The following is a 16795-nucleotide window of genomic DNA, read 5'->3' on the forward strand; positions in this document are numbered from 1 at the left end:
GTGAATCAGCGCGGGGTCAGAGGCTGAACTTGTCGCCGAGATAGAGTCGGCGCACTTCCGGATTGTTGACGATGTCGTTCGCCCGGCCGTGGGTCAGCACCTCGCCGGCATGGATGATATAGGCGCGGTCGATGAGGCCAAGCGTCTCACGCACATTGTGGTCGGTAATGAGAACGCCGATGCCGCGCGCCGTCAGGTGGTGGACGAGGTTCTGAATATCGGCGACCGAAATCGGGTCGACACCGGCGAAGGGCTCGTCGAGCAGCATGAAGGTCGGGTCGGTTGCAAGCGCTCGCGCGATTTCGAGACGGCGGCGTTCGCCGCCGGAAAGGGCGACGGCGGCACTCTTGCGCAGCTTCTGGATATGAAATTCCTCCAGCAGCTCGTTCAGCTTCTGCTCGCGCTCGGCCTTGTCCTTCACATGCACTTCGAGGACGGCGCGGATATTTTCTTCAACCGTCAGTCCGCGAAAGATCGAGGCTTCCTGCGGCAGGTAACCGACGCCGAGCCGCGAGCGGCGGTACATCGGCATGGTCGTGACATCGTTTCCATCGATCTCGATCGTGCCTTCATCCACCGGTACCAGGCCGGTGATCATGTAGAAGCAGGTCGTCTTGCCGGCGCCGTTCGGGCCGAGCAGGCCGACGGCTTCGCCGCGACGCACGACCAGGGAGACGCCGTTGACGACACGGCGCGTCGCATAGGTCTTGGTCAGACCACGGGCGATCAGCGTCCCCTGATAGCGGCTCTTGTCGGCGGCACCCGCAGCTTGCGGCTCAGGCCTGCCGAACATGGTGGATAGCGATGATAATTTCACGTGGGAGGCCGGTTCAGTTCTGCTTCTGCGCGTTCGGCTGCGATTTCGGATCGAGCTGAATCTGGACACGACCGCCGCAGCTTTCAAGCTCCGCCTGGCCGGTTTGCATGTGAACGGTCAGCTTGCAACCGGTGAAGACGTTCGGACCGTCCGACAGGATGACCTTGTTTCCCTGATCCGCGGTCAGGATGAATGTCTGCGAGGCCATGTCGAAATTGCCATCGTCGGCAGTCGCCGTCTGCGTGCCCGAGACCAGGTAGACCTTGTCCGTCACCAAGATTTTGTCGATATCCGCACTTCCCGACGCCAGGGAGGCCGACTGCTCGGGTTTCGCCTCGGGCTGGGCCGGCGCGCCGGCGCCCGACTTTGCCGCCTTGTCCTTGTAATAGACGGTCATCTTGCCGGATTGCATCGTCGTCGTGCCCTGGACGACCTTGACGTTGCCGGTGAAGAGCGCCGTGTGCTCCTGGTCGCGAATCTCCAGCTTGTCGCTTTCGATCTGGATCGGCTGGTCGTTGGAAAGCTTCATGCCCGACATGGTCGTCGACTGCGCCCCCGCGCCCGAGACCGTCAGAATAAGGGCAAATGCGCCGGCAACGAATGCGATGCCCGTCTTGCAAGCTGAAATGCGACAATCTTTTGTCATGGGTGACCCGGCTGGTTAAGTGCCCTGTTTATGAATGGTGGATGGATCGACATTCATGCGAACATTCCCCTCGAATGTGATCACGCGCCCCTTATCGGTTATCTCCAGCGTCTTCGCAACAATGGAAGCATTGTCCTTGGTGATGGTGACGGGATCGTCGCTGCGCATGTTGCCGCCCTTGATGTCGAGCCGGGCGGACTGGAATTGTGCGTTGAGGCCGCTGCTCAGCACCAGGGTGAAGGGAGCCGTCATATGCAGATTGTCGGTGGCGCGGTTATAATCGGCAGTCGAAGCGATGACGCGGGCAACCAGCCCGTCATTCATCGGAACAGCGGCCTTGATGGTCTCGAGGGTGATGAGATCGGGATTGCGGATATCCTGCAGCGCCCTTTCGGCAAGCATGGAATAATTGACGCCGTCGGAGTTGCGTCCGGCAATTGCCGGCTTTTCCATCACGACCTTGCCGTTCTCGATCTTGGCGCCTTCAAACTTGACGTTTTCAGGCAGGTACAGGCTCACCAAGGCCACCGTCGTGAGGGCGCCGGCGACGACAAGGGCGGCCAACGGCAGCAAAATCTTCAGCCGCCGCACGCGGGCGGAATGGAACAACGCATCGCCATAGGGGCTCCTGCCGGAGCCCGCATAAGCGGCATGTCCGTTGTTCTTCAGGGTATCGAGCATAGGTCTCGTTCCATGTGCGGTGATTGCCTCGCCTGCGTAACAAAGCCGGCCGGCAATCACAGTTCGTTTCGCATTATTACATTGGCTTGCCAATACGGAATTTTTTCTGCAACAAGCAACAAAACGGAAAAACATACAAAAGTGGCATTCATACGCGCCGCTTCCACCAATTTCACCGGGCCTATCGGCGCCATGCCGACCCTGGGCCAGCGCTGGAGGTTTCTATGGACAGTTCGATCATCGCGGATCGCCGGCGGCTGCGCCGCAAGCTCGGCTTCTGGCGCATCGTCGCGGTCGCCCTCGTCGTGGCGCTCGGTTTCGCTTTCTACCGTTTCGCCGTCGGCGAGGCCGGCACGGCAAGTCCGCATATCGCCCATGTGACGATATCGGGGCTGATCGTCGATGACGACGAGCTGCTGGAGCGGCTAAAGAAGGTCGAGACCAGCGATCAGGTGAAGGCCGCGGTGATTTCGATCTCCTCGCCCGGCGGCACGACCTATGGCGGGGAAAAAATCTTCAAGGCGATCCGGGCCATATCAGCCAAGAAGCCCGTCGTCTCCGACGTGCGCACGCTGGCCGCCTCCGCCGGCTATATGGTCGCCACCGCCGGCGACACGATCATTGCCGGCGACAGCTCGATCACCGGCTCGATCGGCGTTATCTTCCAGTACCCGCAGATCCAGCCGCTACTCGACAAGATCGGCGTATCGCTGCAGGAGATCAAGTCCTCGCCGCTGAAGGCCGAGCCCTCGCCCTTCCACGAGGCGAGCGAGGAGGCCAAGGCAATGATCCGCAACATGGTGGTCGACAGCTACAACTGGTTCGTCGACCTGGTCGCCGACCGGCGCAAGCTGCCGCGCGAGGAGGTGCTGAAACTCGCCGACGGCACAATCTATACCGGCCGGCAGGCGCTGAAGGCAAAGCTCGTCGATACGATCGGCGGCGAGGCGGAAATCCGCGCCTATCTCAAGTCGCGCGGCATCGACACCGATCTGCCGATGGTCGATTGGGACAAGAAGAGCAACACGCCTTTTCTGCTCGCTGGAGCTGTTTCGCGGCTCATTACTATCCTGGGTTATGATGATCTGGTCAAAGGCCAGGATATCAACGGAATCCTGCCCCCAAAGTTGCTTCTTGACGGGCTGCTTTCAGTTTGGCAGGTTGGCCGCGATTGATAAGAAATCAATAATTTAAGGGGGCGACTGTGATCAAGTCCGAATTGGTGCAGATTGTTGCGGCACGCAACCCGCATCTCTATCATCGCGACGTCGAAAATATCGTCAACGCGGTTCTCGACGAGATCACCGATGCACTGGCTGCGGGCAACCGCGTCGAATTGCGCGGCTTCGGCGCGTTTTCGGTCAAGAACCGCCCGTCCCGATCCGGCCGCAACCCGCGCACCGGCGATACCGTCTTCGTCGAAGAGAAGTGGGTTCCCTTCTTCAAAACAGGCAAGGAACTGCGCGAGCGGCTCAATCCCGGCCAGGCCGACGAAGAGGATTGAGCGGCGCGAGCCGCCTGCGGCGAAACCGCACTTGAACTTGAACACCGTTTTCCTATTCTGCTAGCGCATCGGCCTGAAAGTCGGAATCGATTTTCGGGCCGGTGCATATAAGGCGCATGGAGAGCTCAAATGGCCAAGAAGATCGTCAACCTGTTGATTTTGCTGCCGCTCGGCGTCATCCTCATCGTCTTCTGCGTCGCCAACCGGCAGAGCGTCACGCTCGCCTTCAATCCCTTCAGGCCCGAAGACCAGGTGCTTGCAGTTTCCGCGCCCTTCTTCGTCTTCCTGTTCATCGCGCTGATAGCAGGCATGCTGATCGGTTCGGCCGCTACCTGGTTCAGCCAGGGCAAACACCGCAAGCGTGCCCGCACCGAGGCCAAGGAAGCCATTCGCTGGCAGGGCGAGGCCGATCGTCACAGGAGCCGCGCAGAAGATATCGCCGGCCAGCTGCCGTCGCGGTAAGATCGGCTTTACCGCCCGCGTCAAATCGGAGAAAAACTCAGCTCCTCATAATCGCCTTCCGGCGACGCGCCATTGCCGGTCACGGCAAAACCGTGGGAAAGATAGAAGGCCTTCGCCCGCCGGTTGTTCACCAGGCATTTCAGCCGGTACTTATGTCGCGGCCATTCCGGCAGCGCCCTGAGCAGCGCCGTGCCGGCGCCGAGCCTCTGGAATTCCGGCCTTACATAAAGCATATGAATGAAATCATCCTCCGGCCAGAGCGACAGGAAACCGGCAAGGCTACCATCGGTATGTTCGCAGACGAGGATGGTTTCACCGTTGGTATGAGCCGAAAAATCCTCGCGGTGAAACTTGCCGGGATCGACCCAGACGAATGTCTGGCGACGCACGGCAAGATAGATGTCCGCGAGCATTTCCTGGTCTTCCGCCCGCGGCGGCCTGATGGTCCATGTCATCCTGCCGGAATAGCTCAGGCGCAGGTCCGCGCCAAGCCGCAGCGAAAGCCTTTGGCGCTCAATCCGCAGCCATTTTTGCAACGACCGCAGCATTGAAATCCGAGAAGAAGCCTTCAGCGAGCTTCTGCGAAGTCGAGTCGAGCAGACGGGCGCCGAGCTGGGCAAGCTTGCCGCCGAGCTCGGCCTTGGCCCGGTAGTGCAGGATCGTCTCCTCGCCCCTCGCCTTGAGTACGACATCGGCGCTGCCCCTGGCGAAGCCGGCAAGGCCGCCCTTGCCTTCGGCCGATAGCGTATAGCTTTCCGGCGCATCGATATTGGAAAGCGTCAGCACCCCATGGAAGCTGGCGGAGAACAGGCTGAACTTGACCTTGATCGTCGCCTCGAAAGCGCTTGGCGACAGTCGCTCAATGCCCTGGCAGCCGGGAATGCAGCCACGCATGATCTCCGGATCGTTGAGCGCTTCCCAGACCATGTCCCGCGGCGCGGCGATGCGTTCTTCGCCGGTGAAATCCATTCGATAGCCCCATCTGCGATTCGCCCATCTTATCCCAGCGGTAAAGCGCTTTGCTACGGCGGAGGGGAATGTTATCTGGCTGGCTTGCGATCCCGCGCGTGGAATGACGCCCGCACCCATGCGCAGTTGATCCGGTACGGTTTTCTGGGCTACTGCATAATACAAGGTGCTGCCGAGGACGCAGCGCTATCACGCCACCCCGACAGAGACGCGGAAGAGCACGTTGAAACAAAGAGAACGCCGGCCGGGCCAGAAGAAGACATCGGGTCCCGCCGGTGAAAGCCGCAGAGACGATCGGGCCGGCCGAGCACCGAAGTCCGCGGCACGGCCTGCGGCCACACGCGACACGGTTCGCGAGACTGCGCCGGCCGCGGTTTCGCGCCCGCTCATGGCGCGCAGCGGCGATCGGCCGGCGGAGCGCGTGCCTGTCATTCTCGAATCGCTCGGCGCCGGCGATTTCCACCTGATCGACAGCGGCGACGGCCAAAAGCTGGAGCAATATGGCCCCTACCGCATCATCCGCCCGGAAGCCCAGGCGCTGTGGCGGCCTTCGCTAGCACCGCAGATCTGGGAGAAGGTCGATGCCGTGTTCACCGGCGACACTGACGAGGAAGGCACCGGCCGCTGGCGTTTCCCCGAGGAGGCGCTCGGCGAGGCCTGGCCGCTCAACCTGCTCGGCGTCGATTTCCTCGGCCGCTTCACCTCCTTCCGTCACGTCGGCGTCTTTCCCGAGCAGATCGTCCACTGGAGCTGGATGAAGGAGGCGGTCGAAAAGGCCGGCCGGCCGCTGAAGGTGCTGAACCTCTTCGGTTATACCGGCGTCGCCTCGCTGGTCGCCGCCGCCGCCGGCGCCGAGGTCACCCATGTCGACGCGTCGAAGAAGGCGATCGGCTGGGCGCGCGAGAACCAGGCGCTCGGCCGCATGGAGAAGCTGCCGATCCGCTGGATCTGCGAGGATGCGATGAAATTCATCCTGCGCGAGGAACGCCGCGGCAGCCAGTACGACATCATCCTCACCGATCCGCCGAAATTCGGCCGCGGCCCCAATGGCGAAGTCTGGCATCTCTTCGAGCATCTGCCCCTGATGCTCGATATCTGCCGCGAGATCCTGTCGCCGAAGGCGGTCGGCCTGGTGCTGACGGCTTATTCGATCCGCGCCAGCTTCTATTCGATCCACGAGCTGATGCGTGAAACGATGCGCGGCGCCGGCGGCGCGGTCGAATCCGGCGAGCTGGTGATTCGCGAGGCAGGCCTCGACGGCAAAACGCCGGGCCGCGCGCTTTCCACCTCCCTCTTTTCCCGCTGGGTGCCGCAATGAGCAAGGACTTCCACGATCAGGGGCCGCGCAGGGTCGGGCAGGTGAAGGAAGTCACCTCGCTCGCCAATCCGATCATCAAGGACATCAAGGCGCTGACCAACAAGAAGTCGCGGGAGGAAAGCGGGACTTTCCTCGCCGAAGGGCTGAAGCTCGTCATCGATGCGATAGAGCTCGGCTGGACGATCCGCACGCTGGTCTATGCCAAGGCGGCCAAAGGCAAGCCGCTGGTCGAGCAGATGGCGGCAAGGACCGTCGCCTCCGGCGGGCTGGTGCTCGAAGTCAGCGAAAAAGTCATTGCCGCGATCACCCGGCGCGACAACCCGCAAATGGTCGTCGGCATCTTCGAGCAGCGCTGGGCGCCGCTCAAGGGCATCCGGCCGCAGGAGGGTGAGACGTGGGTGGCGCTCGACCGGGTGCGCGATCCGGGCAACCTCGGCACCATCATCCGGACGGCCGATGCGGCCGGTGCGTCCGGCATCATTCTGATCGGCGAGACCACCGATCCCTTCTCGCTGGAGACCGTGCGGGCAACCATGGGCTCGGTCTTCGCCGTTCCGGTCGCACGGGCGACGCCGGAAGAATTTCTCACCTGGCGGAAGTCGGCCGGCGTTTCCATCATCGCCACCCATCTGGCCGGCGCCGTCGACTATCGCACGATCGACTATCGGAAGAAGCCCGTCGTGCTGTTGATGGGCAACGAACAATCCGGGCTGCCAGACCAGCTCGCTGGGGAAGCCGATGCGCTCGCCCGCATCCCGCAGCAGGGCCGCGCCGACTCCCTCAACCTCGCCGTCGCCACCGCCATCATGCTTTTCGAGGCGCGCCGCCATCTCCTCTCACTTGCCGAGGGCAAATGACCGAACCGACGCATGCACGCCCCGCCCTGTTTTCGCGCCCGGCGCCGATCCTCTTCTTCATCCTCTTCGCCGTTTTGATCGACCAGGTCGTGAAGGTCGCCGTCGATCATTACCTGCCGCTGCAGGAAGCCGTGCCCGTCATTCCGATGCTGGCGCTCTATCGCACCTATAATCTCGGCGTCGCCTTTTCGATGCTGGAGGGCATGGACGGCTGGTTCATCGTCGGCATGCGGCTCGTCATCGTCGCCTTCGTCATCTGGCTGTGGTACCGCACGGCAAAAGACCGCTGGCTCGCCCATCTCGGCTATGCGCTGATCATTGCCGGGGCGATCGGCAACCTTGTCGACCGTTTCGCCTACGGGCATGTGATCGACTATATCCTCTTCTACACCGAAAGCTGGTCGTTTGCGGTGTTCAATCTCGCCGACAGTTTCATCACCATCGGCGCCGGCTGCGTCATTCTCGAGGAACTGCTGCTGCCGAAAAAGGCCGGCCGCTAAAATTGTATCGAATTCCTGAAGGCATTCGGAACAAGCCTCATGTTATCCAGATACCATGCAGAGTTTGGGACAGTTGCAGGAAAGATTGTCCGCCGCCTTCGGCGGAACCGCCGTCAAGCCGCCTCAGGAGCGGACGGAGGAACCCTCTCCGCGTCCCGGCGTATCGACAGCGCACCCGGGTGCCGCTTCCCTATCAGGGCCTGCAGCGACGCGGCGCATGCTGTTCTACTGGCTGAGCGGCGTCGGCTTTCTGGCCGCCATGATCCTGACGCTGCTTGCTCATGCCGGCGAGCCGCTGCTCCTTTCGGGCGGTCTTGTTGCTCTCGGCCTTGCCGTCATCGCCTGTTATGCCGTGCTGATGGTTCGCCGGCAGAGAAGCCGGCAGCCGGCCGGTCGATCCACTCCGAACGGCGATGATGGCGCGAAGCTCTTCGCCGAGGTGCATGACGTGCTCGGCGACATCACCCTCACCCGCGCCATGGACCGGCGCATCATCTCGGCCAACGACACGTTTCGCCGTCTGACCGGCCGGCTGCGTCCGGAAGGGCGGACCTGCGAAGAGATCGGGCTTGCCTTCCGCCCCGGCCCGATCCCGCACTGCTACGACGTCGAGATATCGACGCCGGAAGGCCAGCGCATTTTCCTCTGGCGCGACGTTGTCACCCGCGATCCGGGCAGCGGGCGCCTACTGCTGCAGAGCGTCGCCCGTGATGTCACGGAGGAGCGGCTCATCGCGCAGAGCCGCGAGTCGGCCCGCCAGAAAGCCGAGTATAACAGCGCCGCGAAATCGCGGCTGCTTGCAACCGTCAGCCACGAAGTGCGCACGCCGCTTTCCGGCATTCTCGGCATGACGCATCTGCTCGCGGAAACGCGGCTGACGCAGGAACAGCAGAATTATCTGGCCAACATCCGCCAGTCAGGCCACGCCTTGACGCAGCTCGTCGAGGATCTGCTCGATTTTTCCACCATCGAGGTCGGCCGATTCGAGCTTCACCCGCGCTCGGAATCGCTGCGGAAGCTTCTGGAAAGCGTCGTCGAAATGCTCGCTCACCGGGCGCATGAAAAGGGGATCGAGATCGGCGCTACCGTGTCATCAGACGTTCCGGAGAAAATGAACTTCGATGCGGCGCGGCTGCGCCAGGTTCTGTTCAACGTCATCGGCAATGCCGTCAAATTCACCCAGGCTGGGGGCGTTTTCATCCGCGTATCGCTCGATGCCCGCAACCTCCTGATCACCGTCACCGACACCGGTCCGGGCATGACGGCGGAGGAGCAGGCGCGCGTCTTCGGCGAGTTCGAACAGGGTGGAAACGTTGCCGACAAGAGCGGCGGCACTGGGCTCGGCCTTGCCATCTCAGCCCGCATCATGCGCGAATTCGACGGCGCCCTGACGGTCACCAGCGAAAAGGGCAAAGGCAGCACGTTCACCATCCGCTTCCCCATCGAACTCGACAGCGAGCGATCCGAGCGGCGAAACACGCTGCTTGCCGGCAACAGCGTCGTGCTGCTGGCGCCGGCGGGGGCCGCCCGCTCCGCCATTGCCGAAACGATCACCGCGCTCGGCGGGATCTGCCATCTGGTCGACACCGGCGAGGCTGCGCGCGCGAGGCTGCTCGGAATGGCGAGCGGCGGCCGCCGGCCGACCGATATCATCGTCGATCATCGTATGTCGGCGGAATTTTCAGCGCATCTCGCCGATCGCGCCGAGATCGCTGCCCTCGGCCTGCGCAAAGTCCTGCTCGTCAATCCGGAAGAGCGCAGCGCCCATCCGCTCGACCTGTTCGACGCCTGGCTCATCCGGCCGCTGCGCGAACAGTCGCTGATCGATGTGCTGCGCGGGCGCATGCGCGGCATGGAGAAGCGCGACGCGCTGAACGACAACCAGCCGGGTTTCGGCCTGCCGATGGCCGAGACCGTGGTTGCCGCACACGGGCTGCGCATCCTGCTCGGAGAGGACGATCCGATCAATGCTATGCTGGTGCGCGTCATGCTCGAAAAGGGCGGACACAAGGTGCACCATGTCGAGGATTTCGAGACGCTTCTCGATTGCGCCCTCGGCGAGGCGAACGCTCGGCCCGACATCATCATCAGCGATCTATCGATGCCCGGCGGCAACGGCATCGACATGCTGGGACGCCTGCGCGGCCACGAAAGGCGACTCGATCTCGACCCGGTGCCGGTGATCGTGCTCACCGCCGACAAGAGCGACGAGTCGCGCCGCCAGGTCTTGCTCAATGGCGCCAACCGCGTCATGGTAAAGCCGGTCGACCCGGTGCGGCTGCTGACGGAAGTTCAGGCGGTCGCCGCTCTTTCCGCCCGCCGGGCAGAGGCGCGATAGGTCACTGGATTGACTGCGCGCGCTGCTTGCGCCGGGAAATTCAATATGTCACTTTCCTGTCGTACAGAAGTGTTTTATGGCGTCGATAAGCCGGCAACGGGAGAATCGCCATGTCCTCCATCGACATCCTGAATCACGACGTTACCGCGGAGGCTGCACGGCCGTCGGCGGCTGCGCAGAAAGACGGCGACATCCTCGGCCGGATCGGCAATCTCGAAACCCGCCTTGCCCGCACGGCACGTGAGATCGATGCGGCCCAGGCCGTGCGCTACCGCGTCTTCGTCGACGAGATGAAGGCGCAGCTGCCGCCGGAAGCCATGCGTCGCGAACGCGATTTCGATGCCTATGACGCTTTCTGCGACCATCTTCTCGTTCTCGACCGCTCGCTCGAGGGTGATCCGGAAGACCAGATCGTCGGCACCTATCGGCTGCTGCGCCAGGACGTCGCCATCGCCAATGGCGGTTTCTATTCGGCTTCCGAATTCGAAATCGAGAGCCTCCTCGTCAAGCATCCGGACAAGCGTTTCATGGAACTCGGACGCTCCTGTGTGCTGCCGGAATACCGCACCAAACGCACGGTCGAGCTTCTCTGGCAGGGCAACTGGGCTTATGCGCTGAAGCACGGCATGAGCGCGATGTTCGGCTGCGCCTCGTTTCCCGGCGTCTATCTCGAAAGCCACGCGCTGGCGCTGTCCTTCCTCTACCACAATGTGCTGGCGAAGGACGAGTGGGCCATCGGCGCACTGCCGCATCTCGCCCGCACCATGGACCTGATGCCGGCCGAGGCCGTCAACCCGAAACGGGCGCTGATGGCCCTGCCGCCGCTGATCAAGGGCTATCTGCGTCTCGGCGCGATGGTCGGCTCCAGCGCGGTCATCGACCATGCCTTCAACACGACCGACGTGCTGATCGTGCTGCCGATCTCCAGCATTTCCGACCGCTACCTGAACTACTACGGCGCCGACGCCGGCCGCTTCGCAAGCTGATCGCTTCGTCGCACTGACGTCTGGTAGGCTCAATGGCTGCCCCACTCTAACCCTCTCCCCGTAATGACGGGGAGAGTGGACGTACCCTATGATAGACCTGCGAGGAACTGAGAGGTCGCGGCACGGTGCCGGCAGGCGGTTGAGGGGCCGATTCGCCGAACTCCCCGGTCACTGAATAGCTCGCTGTGCGAGCAGATGGCCTTATGATCCGCCATAGGCGGCAATCGCCGCCATGTTGACGATGTCGCTGTCCTTGGCGCCCATCGAGGTGATCTGCACCGGCTTGTCGAGGCCGACGAGGATCGGGCCGATCACGGTGGAGCCACCGAGTTCCTGCAGCATCTTCGTCGAGATCGAGGCCGAGTGGAAGGCCGGCATGACGAGGACATTGGCGGGGCCGGAGAGCCGGCAGAACGGATATTGCTCCATCACCTTGCGGTTCAGCGCCACATCGGCCGCCATCTCGCCGTCATATTCGAAATCGACGCGCCGCCGGTCAAGGATCTTCACCGCTTCGCGCACCCGCTCGGACCGTTCGCCGGAGGGATGGCCGAAGGTGGAATAGGCAAGCAAGGCGACGCGCGGCTGATAACCCATGCGCCGTGCGAGACCGGCGGCCTCTTCGGCGATATCGGCAAGCTCTTCGGACGTCGGCATATCATGCACGGCCGTATCGGCGACGAAGACGGTGCGGCCGCGGCAGAGCGCCAGCGACACGCCGATGACACGGTGGCCGGGCTTCTCGTCGATGCAGCGGCGTATATCCTCGAGCGCGGTGGAATAGTTGCGGGTGATGCCCGTCACCATGCCGTCGGCGTCGCCGAGCGCCACCATGGTGGCGGCGAAGTGGTTGCGGTCATTGTGGATCAGGCGCTGAGCATCGCGATGGAGATAACCGCGCCGCTGCAGCCGGGCATAGAGATAATCGATATAGGCCTCGACGCGGGTCGAGATACGGGCGTTGACGATCTCAAGGCCCGGCCGGTTGAGATCGATGCCGGCGCGCTCCGCCGTCGCCCGGATCAGGTCCTCGCGGCCGAGCAGGATGGCGGTGCCGAGCTGCTGGTTGGCGTAGGACATGGCGGCGCGCAGGACCTGTTCTTCTTCGGCCTCGGCAAAGACGATCCGCTTCGGGCGGCGGCGGACACGTTCGTAGAGGCTGGCAAGCGTCGAGGCGATCGGATCGCGGCGCGCCGAGAGCTCGCGGGCGTAGCCGGCCATGTCGGTGATCACCTTGCGGGCGACGCCGCTTTCGATCGCGGCCTCAGCGACCGCCACCGGGATTGCCGAGATCAGGCGCGGATCGAAGGGAACGGGAATGATGTATTGCGGCCCGAAACGTGGGCGGTTGCCCTGGTAGGCGGCGACGACATCATCGGGCACGTCCTCACGGGCAAGGTTTGCCAGCGCCTTGACGGCGGCGATCTTCATCGCGTCGTTGATGGTGGAGGCGCGCACATCGAGGGCGCCGCGGAAGATATAGGGAAAACCGAGGACGTTGTTGACCTGGTTCGGATAATCGGAACGCCCCGTCGCCATGATGGCGTCGTCGCGGATGCGGGCGACCTCCTCCGGGGTGATCTCGGGATCGGGATTGGCCATGGCGAAGATGATCGGCCGATCGGCCATCGAGCGGATCATCTCGGCCGAGAAGGCGCCTTTCTGCGACAGACCGAAAATGACGTCGGCGCCGTTCATCGCCTCTTTCAGCGTGCGCGCGTCAGTCGTTGCCGCATGCGCCGATTTCCACTGGTTCATGCCCTCGGTGCGGCCCTGATAGATGACGCCCTTGGTATCGCAAAGGATGACGTTTTCGGGTGCAAAACCCATCGCCTTGATGAGCTCGACGCAGGCGATCGCCGCAGCGCCGGCGCCGTTGCAGACGAGCTTCGTCGTCTTCAGGTCGCGGCCGGTCAGTTCGAGCGCGTTGATCAGGCCGGCGGCGGCGATGATCGCGGTGCCATGCTGGTCGTCGTGGAAGACGGGAATGTCCATCAGCTCGCGCAGCCGGCTCTCGATGACGAAGCAATCCGGCGCCTTGATATCCTCGAGATTGATGCCGCCGAAGGAGGGGCCGAGGAAGCGCACGCAGTTGATGAACTCGTCGACATTTTCCGTATCGATCTCGAGGTCGATGGAATCGACATCGGCGAAGCGTTTGAACAGCACAGACTTGCCTTCCATGACCGGCTTGGAGGCAAGCGCGCCGAGGTTGCCGAGGCCGAGGATCGCCGTCCCGTTCGATATGACGGCGACCATATTGCCGCGTGCGGTATAGTCATAGGCGGTCTGCGGATCGGCGGCGATCGCCTTGACCGGGACGGCGACGCCCGGGGAATAGGCGAGCGAGAGATCGCGTTGCGTTGCCATGGGCTTGGTCGGGTTGATCTCCAGCTTGCCGGGGCGGCCCATGGCGTGAAAATCAAGCGCCTCCTGATCGGTCACCGAGGTCACCGGTCGGTCCTTCTTGTCGATATCGGGCATAAATCCTCCAACGTCCTGTGGGCGACGCTTCGCTCTTCCTCAAATGCAGTTGTCATCTATAGCGGCGCGCGGATAGGGTTGGCACCTGTTTTTTTGGGAAAAACTGCACCTCCGTGAACGCACGTATAGACATTGGGAATGAAGCCTTTTCGGCTGCCGAGCTCGCCACGGCGGAAAGCCGCGCCTCGGCGACGCCGATGATGGAGCAATATATCGAGATCAAGGCGAACAATCCGGGTTCGCTGCTGTTCTATCGCATGGGCGATTTCTACGAACTGTTCTTCGAGGATGCGCTGGAAGCCTCCCGCGCGCTCGGCATCACGCTGACGAAGCGCGGCCAGCACATGGGTCAGGATATCCCGATGTGCGGCGTGCCGGTGCATGCGGCCGACGACTATCTGCAGAAGCTGATTTCGCTCGGCTTCCGCGTCGCCGTCTGCGAACAGATCGAGGATCCGGCCGAGGCCAAGAAACGCGGCGCCAAATCGGTCGTCAAACGCGACGTGATCCGTCTCGTCACGCCCGGCACGATCACCGAGGAGAAGCTGCTCTCGCCTTCGGAATCGAACTATCTGATGGCGCTTGCCCGCATCCGCGGCGGCGGCGAACCGCAGCTGGCGCTCGCCTGGATCGATATTTCCACAGGCGTCTTCCGGCTTGCCGAGACGGAAAGCGCGCGGCTGCTGGCCGACATCCTGCGCATCGATCCGCGCGAATTGATCCTGCCCGACACGATCTTCCACGATGCCGAGCTCAAGCCGGTCTTCGACGTGCTTGGCCGCACGGCGGTTCCACAGCCTTCCGTGCTCTTCGACAGCGCCAGCGCCGAAGGCCGGATCGCGCGCTATTTCGGCGTCTCGACCCTCGACGGCTTCGGCAGCTTCTCGCGCGCCGAGCTGGCGGCGGCCGCAGCCGCCGTCGCCTATGTCGAGAAGACGCAGATCGCCGAACGGCCGCCGCTTGGCAGGCCGGAGCGGGAAAGTGCCGCGTCGACGCTCTTCATCGACCCGGCCACCCGCGCCAACCTGGAGCTTGCCCGAACGCTCTCCGGAGATCGCAATGGTTCGCTGCTGAAGGCGATCGATCGCACCGTCACCGGCGGCGGCGCGCGACTTCTCGCCGAACGGCTGATGTCGCCGCTCACCGACCCCGCCCGCATCAATGCGCGGCTCGATTCGATCGGCTTCCTGATCGAAGAGCCCGCGCTCTGCGGCAAGCTCCGCGACACGCTGAAACATGTGCCCGACATGCCGCGCGCGCTCTCCCGCCTGGCGCTCGACCGCGGCGGACCGCGCGATCTGTGGGCAATTCGCCAGGGCCTGCAAGCGGCCGGCGGACTTGCCGATCTGCTTGCAAGCGCGATGCTGCCGGAAGAGCTTGATCAAGCGCTCTCCGGGCTGCAAGCCCTTCCGGCGGGCCTCGAAACCCTGCTTGCCGAGACGCTCGCCGATGAATTGCCGCTGTTGAAACGCGATGGCGGTTTCCTGCGCGACGGCGCCAGCGCCGAGCTTGACGAGGTCCGGGCGCTGCGCGATCAGTCGCGCCGCGTCATCGCCGGGCTGCAATTGCAATATGCCGAAGAAACCGGCATCCGGTCGCTGAAGATCAAGCACAACAATATCCTCGGCTATTTCATCGAGGTGACCGCCGGCAACGCAGCTCCGATGACGGACACGGCCGAAGCGAAGGCCCGCTTCATCCATCGCCAGACGATGGCAAGCGCCATGCGATTCACCACGACCGAACTTGCCGATCTCGAAAGCCGCATCGCCAACGCAGCCGACCGGGCGCTCGCGATCGAACTCGAAGCCTTCGACAGGATGACGGCGGCCGTCGTGGCGCAGGCCGAAGCGATCAAGGCGGGCGCGCGGGCGCTTGCGGTGATCGACGTCGCCGCAGGCCTGGCGCTGCTCACCGAAGAGCAGGCCTATTGCCGGCCGCAGGTCGACGGCTCGAAGATGTTTGCGATCGAGGGCGGGCGCCATCCGGTCGTCGAACAGGCGCTGCGCCGCCAGGCGGGCGGCCCCTTCGTCGCCAACAATTGCGATCTGTCGCCGAAAACGGGCGACAAGGACGGGGCGATTTGGCTGCTCACCGGCCCGAATATGGGCGGTAAATCGACGTTCCTGCGTCAGAACGCGTTGATTGCGATCCTGGCGCAGATGGGTTCCTTCGTGCCGGCGACATCGGCCCATATCGGCATCGTCGACCGGCTGTTCTCCCGCGTCGGCGCCTCCGACGATCTGGCGCGCGGGCGCTCGACCTTCATGGTCGAGATGGTGGAAACGGCTGCTATCCTCAACCAGGCGAGCGACCGCTCGCTCGTGATCCTCGACGAGATCGGCCGTGGCACCGCCACTTTCGACGGGCTGTCGATCGCCTGGGCCGCCGTCGAGCACCTGCATGAGGCCAATCGCTGCCGCGGCCTCTTCGCCACGCATTTCCATGAGTTGACCGTGCTGTCGGAAAAGCTTGGCCGGCTATCGAACGCGACGATGCGTGTCAAGGAATGGGACGGCGACGTGATCTTCCTGCACGAGGTCGGGCCGGGTGCCGCCGACCGCTCCTACGGCATCCAGGTCGCTAGGCTTGCCGGACTACCGGCCTCGGTCGTGTCGCGGGCCCGCGACGTGCTCACCCGCCTCGAAGATGCCGACCGCAAGAACCCGGCGAGCCAGCTGATCGACGACCTGCCGCTCTTCCAGGTGGCGGTGCGCCGCGAGGACACTGCCCGCGGCCCCTCCAAGGTCGAGGAGACGCTGAAGGCGATGAGCCTCGACGACATGACGCCGCGCGAGGCGCTTGATGCGCTTTACGATCTCAAGAAAAAGCTGAAATAGGAGCGCAGCCGATGTTCATGGCGAAGCTGGTCCGCGAAACCGAGCGCCTCTCGCTCATCTGCTCCATGCTCGACACGATGCGGCGCGCCGACAAAGACCGCAACGCGCGCGGCTGGACATCGCCGATCGGCCTGCTGAAAATCACCCGCTCCTGCGCTATGATCTCTGAACTTGGAACGTCGATCGCTAAGGCGGGCTACCGCGAGTGCGACAGGGCGACGCTCGAGGAGATCCAGCGCGAGACCCGGCAGGTGCTGTATTCGCTGCATGCGCAGATCGCAGACTAGGCTTTAGGGAAAGGCCGCCGCTTGCGGCAAAGCGTCCCGCATCGCAGCATGGCAACACCATTTCGCCAAATTTAAAGGTTCTTGCAATATGAAGGCCCGTGTCAAT

General features: G+C 63.3%; 16 protein-coding genes. 10 read left to right on the top strand and 6 right to left on the bottom strand.

Features of this window, described 5'->3' with window-relative positions:
- Positions 1-16 precede the first annotated feature (16 nt).
- The 3 genes from lptB to lptC are packed head-to-tail and all read right to left on the bottom strand — an operon-like array spanning position 17 to position 2144.
- Positions 17-793: an LPS export ABC transporter ATP-binding protein gene (gene lptB, locus J7U39_RS18030; protein WP_210629426.1), complete on the bottom strand. Its 777-nt coding sequence runs from the start codon at positions 791-793 to the stop codon at positions 17-19.
- Positions 794-830: 37 nt separating this feature from the next.
- The gene (locus J7U39_RS18035; protein WP_210629427.1) at positions 831-1463 is read right to left on the bottom strand and encodes an LptA/OstA family protein; all 633 of its coding nucleotides are present in this window, start codon (positions 1461-1463) and stop codon (positions 831-833) included.
- Positions 1464-1478: 15 nt separating this feature from the next.
- Complete coding sequence (lptC, locus tag J7U39_RS18040; protein ID WP_210629428.1) at positions 1479-2144, bottom strand: LPS export ABC transporter periplasmic protein LptC; 666 nt, start codon at positions 2142-2144, stop codon at positions 1479-1481.
- Between the two features lie 224 nt (positions 2145-2368).
- Here lptC and sppA point away from each other — a divergent pair, with 224 nt between their 5' ends.
- The 3 genes from sppA to J7U39_RS18055 all read left to right on the top strand — a co-directional run bounded on the left by sppA (position 2369) and on the right by J7U39_RS18055 (position 4110).
- Positions 2369-3319, top strand: coding sequence for a signal peptide peptidase SppA (gene sppA, locus J7U39_RS18045; RefSeq protein ID WP_210629429.1), 951 nt, complete (start codon positions 2369-2371; stop codon positions 3317-3319).
- 29 nt (positions 3320-3348) lie between these two features.
- Positions 3349-3648: an integration host factor subunit beta gene (locus J7U39_RS18050; protein WP_003544934.1), complete on the top strand. Its 300-nt coding sequence runs from the start codon at positions 3349-3351 to the stop codon at positions 3646-3648.
- 129 nt (positions 3649-3777) lie between these two features.
- Positions 3778-4110, top strand: coding sequence for a LapA family protein (locus tag J7U39_RS18055; RefSeq protein ID WP_210629430.1), 333 nt, complete (start codon positions 3778-3780; stop codon positions 4108-4110).
- Between the two features lie 20 nt (positions 4111-4130).
- Here J7U39_RS18055 and J7U39_RS18060 read toward each other — a convergent pair whose 3' ends face one another.
- Both J7U39_RS18060 and J7U39_RS18065 read right to left on the bottom strand, forming a co-directional pair.
- Positions 4131-4565 (bottom strand): GNAT family N-acetyltransferase, encoded by a 435-nt coding sequence (locus J7U39_RS18060; RefSeq protein WP_210629431.1) that lies wholly within the window; start codon positions 4563-4565, stop codon positions 4131-4133.
- Between the two features lie 58 nt (positions 4566-4623).
- Positions 4624-5079: a carbon monoxide dehydrogenase subunit G gene (locus J7U39_RS18065; protein ID WP_210629432.1), complete on the bottom strand. Its 456-nt coding sequence runs from the start codon at positions 5077-5079 to the stop codon at positions 4624-4626.
- 223 nt (positions 5080-5302) lie between these two features.
- Here J7U39_RS18065 and J7U39_RS18070 point away from each other — a divergent pair, with 223 nt between their 5' ends.
- From J7U39_RS18070 to J7U39_RS18090, 5 genes are all read left to right on the top strand, one after another.
- Positions 5303-6397 (top strand): class I SAM-dependent methyltransferase, encoded by a 1095-nt coding sequence (locus J7U39_RS18070; RefSeq protein WP_210629433.1) that lies wholly within the window; start codon positions 5303-5305, stop codon positions 6395-6397.
- Positions 6394-7254, top strand: a complete 861-nt coding sequence (locus J7U39_RS18075; RefSeq protein ID WP_210629434.1) for an RNA methyltransferase — start codon at positions 6394-6396, stop codon at positions 7252-7254. The genes J7U39_RS18070 and J7U39_RS18075 overlap by 4 nt, the downstream gene beginning before the upstream one ends.
- The gene (gene lspA, locus J7U39_RS18080; protein ID WP_064800454.1) at positions 7251-7754 is read left to right on the top strand and encodes a signal peptidase II; all 504 of its coding nucleotides are present in this window, start codon (positions 7251-7253) and stop codon (positions 7752-7754) included. The genes J7U39_RS18075 and lspA overlap by 4 nt, the downstream gene beginning before the upstream one ends.
- Before the next feature lie 55 nt (positions 7755-7809).
- Positions 7810-10092, top strand: a complete 2283-nt coding sequence (locus J7U39_RS18085; RefSeq protein WP_210629435.1) for an ATP-binding protein — start codon at positions 7810-7812, stop codon at positions 10090-10092.
- Between the two features lie 110 nt (positions 10093-10202).
- Complete coding sequence (locus tag J7U39_RS18090; protein WP_210629436.1) at positions 10203-11078, top strand: GNAT family N-acetyltransferase; 876 nt, start codon at positions 10203-10205, stop codon at positions 11076-11078.
- Positions 11079-11279: 201 nt separating this feature from the next.
- Here J7U39_RS18090 and J7U39_RS18095 read toward each other — a convergent pair whose 3' ends face one another.
- The gene (locus J7U39_RS18095) at positions 11280-13562 is read right to left on the bottom strand and encodes an NADP-dependent malic enzyme (RefSeq protein WP_210629437.1); all 2283 of its coding nucleotides are present in this window, start codon (positions 13560-13562) and stop codon (positions 11280-11282) included.
- 113 nt (positions 13563-13675) lie between these two features.
- Between J7U39_RS18095 and mutS the strand changes: the two genes are divergently transcribed.
- Complete coding sequence (mutS, locus tag J7U39_RS18100) at positions 13676-16402, top strand: DNA mismatch repair protein MutS (protein ID WP_210629438.1); 2727 nt, start codon at positions 13676-13678, stop codon at positions 16400-16402.
- Positions 16403-16413: 11 nt separating this feature from the next.
- Positions 16414-16689: a hypothetical protein gene (locus J7U39_RS18105; protein ID WP_210629439.1), complete on the top strand. Its 276-nt coding sequence runs from the start codon at positions 16414-16416 to the stop codon at positions 16687-16689.
- Positions 16690-16795 lie beyond the last annotated feature (106 nt).

Source organism: Rhizobium sp. NLR16a (assembly GCF_017948245.1).
Taxonomy (GTDB): Bacteria; Pseudomonadota; Alphaproteobacteria; order Rhizobiales; family Rhizobiaceae; genus Rhizobium.

Excerpts from the sequence above, each read along its gene's own strand:
- lptB (WP_210629426.1), bottom strand. The coding sequence starts at position 793 with ATGTTCGGCAGGCCTGAGCCGCAAGCTGCGGGTGCCGCCGACAAGAGC.
- J7U39_RS18035 (WP_210629427.1), bottom strand. The coding sequence starts at position 1,463 with ATGACAAAAGATTGTCGCATTTCAGCTTGCAAGACGGGCATCGCATTC.
- lptC (WP_210629428.1), bottom strand. The coding sequence starts at position 2,144 with ATGCTCGATACCCTGAAGAACAACGGACATGCCGCTTATGCGGGCTCC.
- sppA (WP_210629429.1), top strand. The coding sequence starts at position 2,369 with ATGGACAGTTCGATCATCGCGGATCGCCGGCGGCTGCGCCGCAAGCTC.
- J7U39_RS18055 (WP_210629430.1), top strand. The coding sequence starts at position 3,778 with ATGGCCAAGAAGATCGTCAACCTGTTGATTTTGCTGCCGCTCGGCGTC.
- J7U39_RS18060 (WP_210629431.1), bottom strand. The coding sequence starts at position 4,565 with ATGACATGGACCATCAGGCCGCCGCGGGCGGAAGACCAGGAAATGCTC.
- J7U39_RS18065 (WP_210629432.1), bottom strand. The coding sequence starts at position 5,079 with ATGGATTTCACCGGCGAAGAACGCATCGCCGCGCCGCGGGACATGGTC.
- J7U39_RS18075 (WP_210629434.1), top strand. The coding sequence starts at position 6,394 with ATGAGCAAGGACTTCCACGATCAGGGGCCGCGCAGGGTCGGGCAGGTG.
- lspA (WP_064800454.1), top strand. The coding sequence starts at position 7,251 with ATGACCGAACCGACGCATGCACGCCCCGCCCTGTTTTCGCGCCCGGCG.
- J7U39_RS18085 (WP_210629435.1), top strand. The coding sequence starts at position 7,810 with ATGCAGAGTTTGGGACAGTTGCAGGAAAGATTGTCCGCCGCCTTCGGC.
- J7U39_RS18090 (WP_210629436.1), top strand. The coding sequence starts at position 10,203 with ATGTCCTCCATCGACATCCTGAATCACGACGTTACCGCGGAGGCTGCA.
- J7U39_RS18095 (WP_210629437.1), bottom strand. The coding sequence starts at position 13,562 with ATGCCCGATATCGACAAGAAGGACCGACCGGTGACCTCGGTGACCGAT.
- J7U39_RS18105 (WP_210629439.1), top strand. The coding sequence starts at position 16,414 with ATGTTCATGGCGAAGCTGGTCCGCGAAACCGAGCGCCTCTCGCTCATC.